Source organism: Flavobacterium sp. FG19 (genome assembly GCF_057809475.1).
In genome coordinates, this window is sequence record NZ_JBMDKA010000014.1 from 136,770 (window position 1) to 150,533 (window position 13,764).

Below are 13,764 nucleotides of genomic sequence, written 5' to 3' on the forward strand. Positions count from 1 at the left end.
AAATACTTCCTGATCAATAGTATTTAATTTGATTTGTTTTGTTTAACTTTTGTAATCTTAAACTTAATGTAGTAATAAGTATTGTTCACTGTTGAGAAAAGTCGGAACAATTTGGGGTATAAGTTAAAAAAGGCAATTATTTGGACTATCAGGTAAGTTTATGCCAGAAATGCCCGCATCCATTTTTACATTCTGTATTACGTCTTTCAGTGTCTGTTATTTTGAAAATCCAGAGCAATGCTGTTATTGTTTTTTTGTTTTCGGATTTTGGAAGAGCGGTTAGTTTTCGCAATGCCATTATTGTTGGATAAGTTTTAAGAAGTACAATTGGAGTATAAGTCGGTTTTAAAGGAATTGTACGTATTGCGGTTTGATATGCTTCTGAGTTATAATCCGTTTTGTTGGGAATAGCGTTAATGATATAATTATATAAAGTACTATGAAGTTTCTCAAATTCATATTGATTATCTTCTAATAAAAGCTGTATACCAAGTGTAAAATCAATTTTACTTTGTGCGATCTTATTGATTAGTATTTCTTGAGCGTTCATTCAGTATAGATTTATTTTTGTTTTTAAGTTGATAAGTGCAATACTGTACTAAATAGTTAAAAATTGAATTTAGTTTTTTAATGTTACTAAAGTATAAATAATTAGTAAAAATCTTTTGAAAAAGACTTAAGTAAGAGATAAAACAGCATCCTTTTATAGTTTCCTAAACCGTAAAAGACAGATAAGATGGTCTGATAACGGAGGAAGAAGACCAAAAGTTTTAATACTTTAAAATCTGCACTCTGAAATCTGAAATGTTGAAAAAATATATATCTTTAACCAACCTAAAACCAAAAAAATGCAAGAGAACGAACAAGAACATTTTAAGAGAGAACTCGGATTATTAGACGGCACCATGCTTGTGGTGGGCTCTATGATTGGATCCGGAATTTTTATTGTAAGTGCCGATATAGCCCGGCAGGTAGGATCGGCAGGATGGCTGACACTCATATGGCTCGTATCGGGATTAATTACAATTATCGCTGCGGTGAGTTACGGTGAACTTAGTGCCATGTTTCCTAAAGCGGGAGGACAGTATGTTTATTTAAAGGAAGCTTACAACAAATTAATTGCCTTTTTGTATGGCTGGAGTTTTTTTGCTGTAATTCAAACCGGAACCATTGCAGCGGTTGGAGTCGCTTTTTCAAAATTTGCAGCTTATTTATATGAACCTTTAAGCGATGAAAATATACTGTACCAGTTAGGATCGTTTAAGCTAAATGCAGCGCAATTGGTGTCTATTTTTACAATCGTTTTGTTAAGTTATATTAACAGCAGGGGGTAAAAAACAGTAAAATTCTTCAAACAGTTTTAACCATTATCAAAATTCTATCATTACTGGGATTAGTGGTTTTTGGATTAACACTGGCAGCAAAAGCTTCTGTCTGGGATGCCAATTGGACTAATGCCTGGACTACCCGCTCGTTTGATAAAGACAGCGGATCCTGGTTTCCAATTGCCGGAACAGCTTTGATCAGCGGAATTTCAGCAGCAATGGTAGGATCGTTATTCTCTAGCGATGCCTGGAACGGGGTAACTTTTATTGCCGGAGAAATTAAAAATCCACAGCGCAATGTTGGATTGAGTTTGTTTCTCGGAACCTTTATTGTAACCATTATTTATGTTTTAACGAATATCATGTACCTGGCTGTAATTCCGTTAGACGAAATTGCTACAGCCAAATTTGATCGTGTTGCAGTAGTAGCTTCGCAGTATATTTTTGGAAATATCGGGGCATTAATCATTGCCGTTATGATTATGATTTCGACTTTTGCCTGTAACAACGGATTAATTATGGCGGGGGCAAGGGTTTACTATACTATGGCAAAAGATGGTCTTTTCTTTAAAAAGGCAGCTGTCTTAAATAGTTCCAGTGTTCCGGCCTGGGCATTATGGGCACAATGTATCTGGGCTTCGGCCTTGTGTCTGACAGGGAAATATGGTGACTTATTAGATTTTGTCATCATCATAGTTTTAATTTTTTACATTTTAACGATCTACGGAATCTTCATTCTGCGTAAAAAAATGCCGAATGCAGAGAGACCCTATAAAGCTTTTGGTTATCCATTTTTACCTTTGTTATATATTATTACAGCTTCGGCTATTTGTATTTCTTTGCTTATTACAAAATTTTCAACTTGCGGATGGGGCGTATTGATTATGTTAACAGGTATTCCTGTATATTATCTTACCAAATCTAAAGCATAAAATAATGAATGTTTCACTTTGTGATCATTGCCAATAAACAAAAGACGCCCTGATAATCTCAGGGCGTTTTTTTGTGCAGACTATTTTATCCGCCAAAAATTAAAACTAAAATATTCCAAAAACGATAACAGAACAGTATTCAAACGGTCACCAGATCTAACCAGTTAAGACGGATTAACTATATGGTTTGATTAAATAGCTTCTAATTTGTCTGATCTGCAGACTGAATTTTTAATAGATGGAATTGGTCAGAACTTTTCCTTTACCGTAATCTTTATCAGATAAGGCATTATCAACCCAATTCAGAATAAAATCAGCATTTTCTTTCCAGGTATCCAGAAGCAGTACATTGTGGTTTCGGCCTTTAAATTCTTTATAATCTAAAATAGATTGGTTTCGCTTGTACTTTTTAAAATTACGGGTATTTAAATGAGGAGATAAAAACTGATCTTCACTTCCGGCCATAAATAATAAAGGCGGATGGTCTTTCTTGAAATCTACGGCCGCCGCTGAGGTTAAACCGCCTCGTGCGACCGTTTTAGATTCCGGAATTACATATTTTTCATATGCTTCTTTTTGTATGCTTAAAGGCTGGCCGTTTACAAAAGCATACTGAAATTTTTCAAACGACATTAAATAGGTTTTCTTTAAGGAAGTAAAAAGTCCCAGAACTTTCCAGCCAGATTTCAGAAAAGTAAATTCATACGGAATTACGCCCATAGGCGGAACCGAATGTACAGCAGCTCCTGCCGAAGCCAGATCACGATTCACTAAAATCTGCGTTATTAAGCCGCCCAGAGAATGTCCGATAATAACCGGCTTTTCGGGAAAAGATCTGGCAATGGCGGCATAATGGTCAATTAATTGTGTCAGGGTTAAAGTGGCTAGACCAATATCGTTAGGCTGACGGTCACGGAGCTCTTTTGCCGAAGTATCTTTAAAAGGCCAGGGCGGGGCAGCGGCTGTATATCCTTTTTCTTCAAAATAGTTTACCCAGCCATCCCAGCAGGTGTGACTTACAAAAGCCCCTGTTATAAACAGTACATATTTAGAATTTGTTTTCATGCGATTTAGATTTAGAGAAAATTATTGTAAATACTTTTTCAATTCAGCTGCAGCCTGTAAAAACAATGCTTTAGTCTGCGGGATTTCGGCCAGGCCATTTAACAAACCAAAATCATGAATGACGTCATTGTAACGAACAGTAGTTACTACCACACCGGCATCGCTTAGTTTTCGGCCATAAGCTTCGCCTTCGTCCCTTAAAATATCATTTTCAGCTACCTGAATCAAAGTAGGTGGAAGACCTTTTAACTGCGATAAACTGGCCTGAAGAGGAGAAGCGTAGATCTCTTTTCTTTTGGATTTGTCTACATATTGGTCCCACATCCACTGCATTAGTGTATCGGTTAAAAAACGTTGTTTTCCATATAATTTGTACGATTCTGTTTCAAAATCAGCATCTGTTACGGGCCAGAATAGAATTTGCACTTTGTATAATGATGTTCCTTTTTCTTTGGCCATTAAAGCACTTGCTGTGGCAAGATTACCACCAGCACTATTGCCCACGATTCCCAGTTTGCTGCCGTCTACATTAATTTCATCTCCGTGTGCTGCAATCCATTTTGCAGCCGCATACACTTCGTTTACAGGTTGTGGATATTTATGTTCCGGTGATAAGGAATAATTCACAAAAACACCAGCGTAACCTGTAAGTACGCTTAAGTCACGAACCATACGTTTATGTGTTGGGTAATCGCCCAAAACCCAGCCGCCGCCATGTATGAACATAAAAACCGGCAGCTTGCCTTTAGCTCCTTTTGGACGAACAATGTTTAGTTTGATTTTATATCCGTCAGCAGTAATTTCTTTTTCAGATTCTTCAATTCCGGATAAGTCAACTTTAAAAGCATTTTGAGCGCCTGCCAGAATATTTCGGGCCTCAGTAACAGGAAGTGATTCAAGAGGAGCCCCGCCGCCATTTAAGGGTTTTAAAAATGCTTTTACGGCAGGAGTCAGATGAGGATCTGATGCGTAATCTATTTGTGCATAAGTTTTCATAGTAGTATTGGCTAAAGTGATAAACAGACTAATTAATAGCATATTAAAAATTTTCATTGTAAAAAAGTTTTAGTTATTTAACAGAATAAGGGAGCGAAAGATTCCCGCTGGCAACGTTATAAACCTTGTAAACCCCCAGCATTGGTTTAGCTCCGCTGCCTTCATGCGAGCTTCCTGCCCCCGTACTAACTTCCATATAACAGGTCACGGCATCGAATTTAAAATTGGTTTTATTGTTAATTCGAAAATCCGGAACAATCACTTTTATAGAGTTTCCCTTGGTAATAATATTAAAACCAGGGCTGTCCATATACATCGCCATTCCGGGATTTGTAGGAGGAAGCACGACATTTGGATCCCCTTTTGTAAATTCTTTAACCGAAAGTCCGCCGCCAACACGTTTGTCTTCTACCAGAAGAACCCAGTGCGCATGCCAGATGAGACCATCGTTAAGATAATTTCCGTCCAGGTTTTCATCCCACAAAGGTGTATCTTCAAAGTCAGGATGGGAAGTTAATCCCAAAGCGACAATTCCTTCAACCTGACCGAAACCAATATCAGAGGATTTTAAAGTTGTTGGAAAAACATAGGCGAGAACAGGAGCTCCGTTTAACTGTCCGACAGGCTTTGGCATTGTATTGCCTGCCGTTCCTTCTACTTTAATATCCCACACGGTAATGCCTAAATCGGCTTTATGTGTTATAGCGGCCGATTTTATCTTGAAGTCACTGTTGTTATAAGTACCGCATTTATCGCAGGCTTTTGAAATAGTGTGGTTAAAAAAGATGACTAGTAAAATAAGGATTGATTTTTTCATGATGTATGTGGTTTAATGTTAATTGCTTTAAAAAAAACAATGCACATGCCACATAAAAAAAAGCCCTAAAAACAAGGGTTTTAGAGCTTTTATGGTTTTAAATAAGATGTTATATATCGTAAATTGAGTTTTATTTAGTGAAATTTCGCTGATAGAATCAGCATATTATAAATTCAAATCAGTATTAATTTTTTCTTCTGTAGGTCTTAGAAAAATAAGATAAATGATGACTAGTATTCCAAAAAGTACAAAGTCAGGTTTTAGAAATAATATTAAAAATGCGGCACCTTCTAAAACTGCCCATCGCATAATAGAAGCGGCTTGATAAATGGGCATTTTTTCTTCTAACTTCAATTTAGGGTCGATTTGTTTTAGCTGGGATCTAAATAAAAAGGTGCTCAGGATATAGGCCAATACGGGTATTAGTACATAGATAGCTGACGATGAATCTATGTTTGGAATTTCTAGTGTTTTCAATGAAAAGTCTATTAGAAAGAAGTAAGCAGCCAAAGTTCCGGCACAAATGGCAAGATGGATAATTTGTAAGGTTTTGATTTTTTCATTCATGATTTTGTTTTTTGAGGATGATGAAGATCAGGTATATACAAATATAAAGTTTTACATTTGGACTCTTACTTTTAAAAACAAAAAAACACTGCGGTAAGGCAGTGTTAGAATGTTAAAATCAATGAGACTGTTATTTATACAACAGCAGGCTCAAGCGATGATTCTATAGTTGAATTAATAATTGATAAGGTGAGCGGATCTGATTCTCCCGAGAAAAAAGCTTCCAAAACTTCCTGAAAGATTGGATTTGCATTTTCTACTAAAGAAAACAAAGTCATGCAGGAACGTAATTTGCGGGCATCTAAGTCACCAAAAATTCCGTCAGCCGATTTCATTTTAAAGGTTAATAACAATTCTGAAATTTCAATTAAATGTTTCCCTAAAATAGGATGTTCCAAATAATCTGAAGCTTCTTTTAAATCGTTAATGGCATAAAGATTTGCAGTATCACTTTTTCCTAAACCTTTAATTTGAGGAAAAATAAACCACATCCAATGCGTCTCTTTTTTCCCTTTTCCGATTTCAGAAAGAGCAGTAAGATAAAGTTTGTTCTGCGCATCTAAGAAGCGCGCTAAATCGTTGTTTGAATAAGCCATTACGGTATTATAGTTTTTTAAAAGTTTGCAAAAATAGTAAAAAAGGAAGGTTCAGCCTAATAAAACGTTCATACAATCAGTATTTTAACTTTTTTCGAAAGAATTTTCCTCATTGGAATCTAGCTAATAAATCAGCTAGTTTTTAGTTCCTAATGACTTACGCATTACGTTGCGTTTGCCTGAAAGTTAAATTTATTCTGGGTAAAACTTTGCGAGCGGTTTTGGGAACATGATGCTGCCAAAAACTATTCGTAGTGCCCGCCATTAGCAGAAAAGAACCATGATGAAGCGGAATTTCAACCAGCGGAATATCCTTTCTGAATTTATGACGAAGTTTGAACATTCTCGTTTCTCCAAAAGTAACAGAAGCTATGATTGGATCTTTGCCTGAATTGTCTTCGCGGTCGCTGTGCCAGCCAACGCCATCTTTCCCGTTTCGGTATAAATTTAACAATAGACTGTTAAAATCAAGCTGGGTTTCTTTCTCCACACGACTTCTTATTTTTAATAATTCATACGTCCAGTCCGGGCCTTTGGGATCTGCGCCTGCGTTGTCTTTATCTTCATACCAGGCAATCATTCTGGGAACAGTGTAAGTCTTATCGTAAACTTCCATTTCATATTCTCGCCATTTGGTTTTACGAAGTATTCTTTCATAAAAAGTATCAGATTCTTCTTTGCTAAAGAAATTTTCGATTAAAATCAGTTCACAGTCTGGCAGGTCAAATATTTTTTTGCCAGCTTGTCCGGTAGTAAATAATTCGGTGTCGCTAAATAGTGTCATAATTTTGATTTTTACAGCTCTATTTTTCTCAAATTTAATCTTAGTCTAAAAACTGCTTTTTAAAGAATACTTTTCGTGGATGTTTTTCTGCATAAGAAAAAATCAACTGTTCGATGTATTGATTACTTTTATAAGGTGTAACATAATTTTTTACGTCAGATGGTTCATGAATGGAAACATCGGAGGGAAGATATCCCATACCGTAAAAATGTCCGTTTTCAATCCAGACACAACTGCGTTCTTCTTTTGATTTTCCTTTATCGATAATGGCAAAAGAAGGTCTGTTGTTTAACAAATAATCAATTGCATTATCAACTTGTGTATTATGCATTAAAACATCGGGCAGACTTTGCGGATTGTTATTCTGGAAAAACTCTCCTTCTTCAGGTCTTGTATATTTACAGAAACGATGGTCAATTTCAAATCTTTCAGCCAAACTTCTAAGAATATTAGTGCCTTCATACAAACTGCTAAATTCATGAAGACAGACCTGAAATTTGCTCACTTTCCCAATAGCAAGATATTTATAACCATTTCGGGCTTCGTATTGGTAAATGCCAAATTTAGATTCAAAACGTTTTAAGGCTCTGTTATAAGTCGGCCATAATTTTTTGATTTCGGTGCATTCTAAAAGAAGTGCCATTAACTCGGTCGCACAGACTTCAAAAGAGATTCCGTGGATATCTCTTAAAAAATGCTGTCTCTGTGGATTGATATTATTGCCGCTAAAATGCGAAGCCACACGTTTCTTTAAATTAATAGCCTTTCCAACATAAATCACTTTTTTTGCCTGATTATAAAAATAATAGACACCGGGTTTGTCAGGTAAATTATTGAAATCATCTGGCGGAAGGTTAGGAGGAAGACGTTGATCTTGCGCCGTTTTTTTGATCATTTTTTCGATTTCACCTGCATCATCCCATTCCATTAAAAGAGAAAATAATAGAGCAGTAGCATCGGCATCTCCGCCGGCGCGGTGTCGGTTTTCTAAAGAAATATTCAACGAATTGCAAAGATTTCCTAAGCTATAAGAACCTAATCCCGGCTTGATTTTTCGCGCAGCGCGAACAGTACAAAGCTTTTTCGCCGACCATTTAAAACCAGCTTGTTCCAATTGATGATGAACAAATGAATAATCAAAGTTGACATTATGTGCTACAAAAATACGATCTGTAAGCATTTCGAGAACTTTCTCTGAAATGTCATCAAAGATTGGTGCATTGGCTACCATTTCGTTATTAATGCCTGTTAATCCAAAAATAGAAGGAGGAATGTCCTGTTGAGGATTTACAAGTGTTTCGTAACGATCCAGCACATTTTTACCATCATGAATAATGATCGCAATTTCAGTAATGCGGCTGCCACTGGCATTCCCGCCTGTGGTCTCAATATCGACTATAGCATATTCCGTATTTTTCATCTTTATATAACGTAAGTTCTTCTTTTAAGTTTTCAGTCTCAGTATTCAGTCTCAGTATTCAGTCTCAGTATTCAGTCTCAGTATTCAGTCTCAGTTTTCAGCCTAAGTTTTCAGTATTTCTGAATACTGAGACTGAGACTGAAAACTAAAACTTCATTCGGTGTCTCGGCAGATTAATTTCATGTCCTGATGGATATGGTTTTCTATGTGTAAGGCTTATATCTTCTTTAATTTGGTTTTGTGTTCTGTATTGATCTTTAGCATCCATATATCGTGGATCCGGAATAAAAGGCATTTTGGCCATTTTGGTGATCGTAATCGTCGGAAAATGATAATCGACTTCGACATTTCCTAACAACAAATAACAGCCTCCGCCCTGAAAAGGATGTTCCGCCAGACTGTCCGGAAAATGAGCGGTGTCAAAATAAGTCCCTTCATGATCGATCCAGGTTCCAAAATACATGGAGCCTTTTTTTGTCGGAACGTGTTTTCTCGAAATCAGATACGCCAGCATTCTGACTTGTTTTTTATGATATTGAACCAAATCTTTCGCCATAACATCTCCGCGATGTTTCGTTTGCAAAAGATCAAAAACAGTACAGGAAACGGGAAAGCTCAAAAGCTCTATTTCGTCAAAGGCATCTTCAAAAACAGAACGTTCCAATGTTGGAAGCTTGTATTCTTTAACGGGTTCCTGCAGTAATTTTAAATCTCTGTTTTCAGGCTTAAAATTATTCAATAACAGACTGGCCGTTACCAAAAGCTGATTTTTGGTTTTTCCTGTAAAGCGAAAAGCATCAATAAAAATCAGGGTTTTAACGCCTTCAATCCCAATTGGAATTCGGTTGATAAAATCTTCTAAAGAAATATAATCGCCGTTTTTGTTTCGGTTTTCTTCAATTAAATGTGCGATTTTAGATTCCAGACTTTGAATATGCATAAAACCAAGGTAAATATCAGTTCCGTACAAAGTAGTCTGATATTCGCTTTTGTTCACACACGGATTATGAATCGTTCCGCCAGACATTCGTGCTTCGTGCACATAAACCTCAGTTCTGTAAAATCCGCCCTGATTGTTAATTACCGCCGTCATAAATTCAACAGGATAATTGACTTTCAGATATAAACTCTGATAACTTTCAACCGCATAAGAAGCCGAGTGTGCTTTACAAAAAGAATAGCCTGCAAAAGATTCAATCTGACGATAAATCTCCTGACTCAACGGTAATGGATGACCTTTTTGAGCACAACTCGCAAAGAAATTATCTTTTACTTTTTGCAGAGCTTCCAGTGATCGTCCTTTTCCGGACATGGCACGACGAAGGATATCTCCGTCTGGTGCAGGAAGTCCGCCGTAATGCTGGGCGATTTTAATTACATCTTCCTGATACACCATAATGCCATAAGTTTCGCCAAGATGTTCTTTGAAAACCTCATGAAAATATTCAAACTGAGTAGGGTTATTATGGCGAAAAATATACTCTTTCATCATTCCGGATTGTGCTACTCCGGGACGAATGATAGACGACGCGGCGACAAGAATTTTGTAATTGTCACAATTTAGACGACGCAGTAATCCACGCATAGCGGGACTTTCGATATAAAAACAGCCAATTGTATTTCCTTTGGCCAAATAAGAATTGCAAACGGCTTCGTCTTTAGAAATCGAAGTATCGCGAATGTTCACTTTTATGCCCCGGTTTTTAGCAATCAGTTTTACGCTGTCATCAATATGTCCAATGCCGCGCTGACTTAGAATATCAAATTTGTCAAAACCAATTTCTTCGGCAATATGCATATCAAAAAGCACGATCGGAAAGCCTTTTGGAGGCATTTCCAGAGGAGTGTAATTGGTAATCGGTTCTTCAGAAATCAAAATTCCGCAGGCATGCATGCTGCGTTGGTTTGGATATTTTTCAAGCAGCATTCCGTATTGCTGAACCATTTTCACGATTTTATTGGTTTCATGCAAAGCCATTGGATTTTTCGCGAGCATATCCAGTTCTTCTTTCGGAAGACCAAAAACTTTTCCGACTTCTCTAAAAATTGACCGGTATTTAAATTCCACATTTGTACCGCAAAATGCAACATGATCCCGACCGTATTTTTTGAAGATATATTCTAAAATTACATTACGTTCCTGCCAGCTCCAGTCAATATCAAAATCAGGAGGCGTTTTTCGGTTGAGGTTTAAGAAACGTTCAAAATACAAATCCAGTTCGATCGGGCAGATATCGGTAATTCCGAGACAGTAAGCAATGATACTGTTGGCACCACTTCCGCGACCAATGTGCATAAATCCCTGACTGTTGCTGTATTGGATAATATCCCAGGTAATTAAAAAATAAGCACTGAATTTTAATTCATCAACAACCTTTAGTTCTTTTTCTACCCGTTTTTTTGCCTCAATATTTTCGTTCCCGTAACGTTTTTCAAATCCTTCCCAAGCCAAATTTGTTAGCATTTTGATATCTTCTTCCCGGTTTTTGGTAAAGAATTCTTTATTTTTTTTAGCCGAAAAATCATATTGAAAATTACAATCGTCAATGATACGTTGTGTATTTAAAATGATTTCAGGATATTTTTCATAAAAAGGCAAAAGAGATTCTACAGGTTTCATTACATCCGAAACTTTGCAGTAATCCGTTTCTGTGAGTTTCGATAGAATAATATTGGTGTCAATTGCCCTAAGAATTTTATGCAGATTGTATTCAACCTTAGTTTTAAAAGTTACAGGCTGTAAAATCACCATTTTGGAGATTTTATTTTTATGTTTTGAAGTCAGAAGACCTGAAACTTCTTCAGGACGAACCCCGATAAATTCATTTCCCAAAAGTGTTTCAGGAGCATTTTCTAAAGTATAAATCACAAAAACCGATTCGAATTTTGGAGCTCGTAATGGCAAAGCTTCTCCGCTGAAATTATGTTCTGTTAAGAATCTGTTCATTTCCGCTAAACCTTCTGCATTTTTCGCCAAGCCAATATATCGGAATTCGTGATTGCATCGAAATTCGATTCCAACCAAAGGTTTGATTTCTTTTTCCTGGCATGCTTTTATAAAATCGTAAATTCCTGTAACCGTGTTTATATCCGTCAATGCCATTGTTTTTATACCGCATGTAACAGCTTCGGCAATCAATTCCTTAAGTGGAATCGTACCGTAACGTAGTGAATGGTATGAATGACAATTGAGATACATTATTTTTTTCTTTTTAAAATTTCGTCTTTCGTATTGGGTTTAATGTGGGCTCCTGCACAGCGCATTACGGCATCAAAACCATAACGGCTTTTCATTTTATCCATCGCTTCATAAAGTGACAGCATTTCCTGAGTATCTTCGAATAGATCAATTTGATACGTTCCGCGAACCAATCCGCTAAAGCGAACACCAATCAAACGCAAACGCATACGACGCTGATAGACTTTCTCAAAAAGCTCGATTACATTTTTTGTCAGCACATGATCTGCTGAGGTGTAGGCCACTCGGCACTGTTTGGTTTCGGTATCAAAATTGGCATAACGTATTTTGACTGTAACAGTCGAAGTCAGCCATTGTTCCGCACGAAGCTGAAAAGCCAGTTTTTCTACCATTCCTAATAATACTCTTCTCAGTTTGGCAAGATCAATAGTATCCTGGGAAAAAGTAGTTTCGGTCGAAATTGATTTTCTTTCTGTATAAGGTTCAACAGGTGTGTGGTCAATGCCGTGCGCTTTTTTCCAAAGTTCCAAACCATTTTTGCCAATCATTTGCTGTAAAACTTCGGCAGGCATTTCGGCTAAAGTCTGAATTTTACGAACGCCAATTCGGGATAAAAGCTGGAAAGTTACAGCCCCAACCATCGGTATTTTCTGAATCGAAAGCGGATTTAAAAAGTCCTGAACTTCTTGTTCCGGAATTTGAAGATTCCCGACAGGTTTGCCTTCTCCGGTTGCAATTTTAGAAACTGTTTTATTGATAGATAAAGAAAAACTAATTGGCAGTCCGGTTTCTTTAATGACTTTTTGAGCCAATTCATTTGTCCATTTGTAACTGCCATGAAATTTATCCATTCCGGTAATATCAAGGTAAAATTCGTCGACACTTGCTTTTTCTAAAACAGGCGCTTTTTCCTGAAGAATTTCAGTAACATCATGAGACAATTGAGAATACAATTCCATGTCACCTTTCATCACTTTTGCGTCTGGGCAAAGTCTTAATGCCATACGAATCGGCATAGCAGAACGAACTCCAAATTTGCGGGCTTCATACGAACAAGATGCTACAACGCCCCGGTCGCCTCCGCCAATAATAAGCGGAATTCCGTTGAGTTCTGAGTTGGTGCGTCTTTCGCAGGATACAAAAAAGGTATCCAGATCCATATGTACAATTGCCCGTGCCATTTTCCTTTGATTTTTGTATGAAACAAAATTAGTACAGATAATAACATTTTTAGTATATTTGCTGTTCTAAATCGTAACAAATTAATTATGTCCTTATTTTCAGACAACATCAGAGCATTAAGGGTTAAGCATAAAATATCGCAGGAGAAATTAGCTGAAAACCTGAGCATTACCCGAGGAAGATACGTGAAATACGAAGATGGAACTTCGGAAGCACCGTATGACATTTTAAAGAAGATTGCATTATATTTTCATATGAGTATTGACTTGATATTATCTGTCGATATACGCAAAATTGATGTGCAAAATTTGATCAAACTGGAAGGGAACCGATTGATTTTACCAATCCAGGTAGATAGTTTTGGAGAAAATTATATCGAAATTGTATCTCAAAAAGCAAAAGCAGGTTATCTAAACGGATATGCTGATCCGGAATATATTGAAAGTTTACAGCAGATTACACTTCCTTTTTTAGGACCTGGAAAACATCGCGGATTTCCTGTTGAAGGCGATTCAATGCCTCCGCACGAAGATGGTTCGATTATTATTGGCCGTTATGTAGAAAAACTGGGAGAGGTGATGGACGGCAAAACCTATATTCTGATTACCAAAAGTGAAGGAATGGTTTACAAACGTCTCAATAAAAACAAAAAGAATTCTTTAGTTTTAGAATCAGACAATAGTTTTTATCCGAATTATGAAGTGAAAGCTTCTGATATTCTGGAGATTTGGGAGTACGAATGTAATATCGGCCGTTCGGATAAAAAACAGGAAACGACGGAAACCGGAGCAATGAAAGATTTGCTTTTAGAATTGAAACGTGAAGTTCGAGAGATTAAAAATAATACTTCGAATACATAAAAAGTTTATATTAGCTGAGAT

General features: G+C 36.8%; 11 protein-coding genes and 1 pseudogene. 2 read left to right on the top strand and 10 right to left on the bottom strand.

Annotated elements, in window-relative coordinates:
* Positions 1-148 precede the first annotated feature (148 nt).
* Positions 149-550, bottom strand: coding sequence for a DUF5958 family protein (locus ACODST_RS15350; RefSeq protein WP_488932980.1), 402 nt, complete (start codon positions 548-550; stop codon positions 149-151).
* Between the two features lie 298 nt (positions 551-848).
* Between ACODST_RS15350 and ACODST_RS15355 the strand changes: the two are divergent.
* Positions 849-2,257, top strand: a pseudogene (locus tag ACODST_RS15355) (APC family permease).
* A gap of 231 nt (positions 2,258-2,488) precedes the next feature.
* Here the strand turns inward: ACODST_RS15355 and ACODST_RS15360 are convergent.
* The 9 genes from ACODST_RS15360 to dinB all read right to left on the bottom strand — a co-directional run bounded on the left by ACODST_RS15360 (position 2,489) and on the right by dinB (position 12,882).
* On the bottom strand, positions 2,489-3,322 hold the full coding sequence (locus ACODST_RS15360; protein WP_488932981.1) for an alpha/beta hydrolase: 834 nt from the start codon (positions 3,320-3,322) through the stop codon (positions 2,489-2,491).
* Positions 3,323-3,343: 21 nt separating this feature from the next.
* A complete protein-coding gene (locus tag ACODST_RS15365) occupies positions 3,344-4,375 on the bottom strand; it encodes an alpha/beta hydrolase (RefSeq protein ID WP_488932982.1) in 1,032 nt (343 codons plus the stop codon).
* A gap of 16 nt (positions 4,376-4,391) precedes the next feature.
* The gene (locus ACODST_RS15370; RefSeq protein ID WP_488932983.1) at positions 4,392-5,135 is read right to left on the bottom strand and encodes a hypothetical protein; all 744 of its coding nucleotides are present in this window, start codon (positions 5,133-5,135) and stop codon (positions 4,392-4,394) included.
* A 165-nt stretch (positions 5,136-5,300) separates the two neighbouring features.
* A complete protein-coding gene (locus ACODST_RS15375; protein ID WP_488932984.1) occupies positions 5,301-5,702 on the bottom strand; it encodes an MFS transporter in 402 nt (133 codons plus the stop codon).
* Positions 5,703-5,836: 134 nt separating this feature from the next.
* Positions 5,837-6,298: a DUF1810 domain-containing protein gene (locus ACODST_RS15380; RefSeq protein ID WP_488932985.1), complete on the bottom strand. Its 462-nt coding sequence runs from the start codon at positions 6,296-6,298 to the stop codon at positions 5,837-5,839.
* Positions 6,299-6,455: 157 nt separating this feature from the next.
* The gene (locus tag ACODST_RS15385) at positions 6,456-7,082 is read right to left on the bottom strand and encodes an alpha-ketoglutarate-dependent dioxygenase AlkB family protein (protein ID WP_488932986.1); all 627 of its coding nucleotides are present in this window, start codon (positions 7,080-7,082) and stop codon (positions 6,456-6,458) included.
* 40 nt (positions 7,083-7,122) lie between these two features.
* A complete protein-coding gene (locus tag ACODST_RS15390) occupies positions 7,123-8,502 on the bottom strand; it encodes an exonuclease domain-containing protein (protein WP_488932987.1) in 1,380 nt (459 codons plus the stop codon).
* A 145-nt stretch (positions 8,503-8,647) separates the two neighbouring features.
* Positions 8,648-11,701, bottom strand: coding sequence for a DNA polymerase III subunit alpha (locus tag ACODST_RS15395; protein ID WP_488932988.1), 3,054 nt, complete (start codon positions 11,699-11,701; stop codon positions 8,648-8,650).
* Positions 11,701-12,882 (bottom strand): DNA polymerase IV, encoded by a 1,182-nt coding sequence (gene dinB / locus ACODST_RS15400; RefSeq protein ID WP_488932989.1) that lies wholly within the window; start codon positions 12,880-12,882, stop codon positions 11,701-11,703. The genes ACODST_RS15395 and dinB overlap by 1 nt, the downstream gene beginning before the upstream one ends.
* 87 nt (positions 12,883-12,969) lie before the next feature.
* Here dinB and ACODST_RS15405 point away from each other — a divergent pair, with 87 nt between their 5' ends.
* Positions 12,970-13,743 carry an XRE family transcriptional regulator gene (locus ACODST_RS15405; RefSeq protein ID WP_488932990.1) on the top strand — a complete coding sequence of 258 codons (774 nt, stop codon included), beginning with the start codon at positions 12,970-12,972 and terminating at the stop codon, positions 13,741-13,743.
* Positions 13,744-13,764 lie beyond the last annotated feature (21 nt).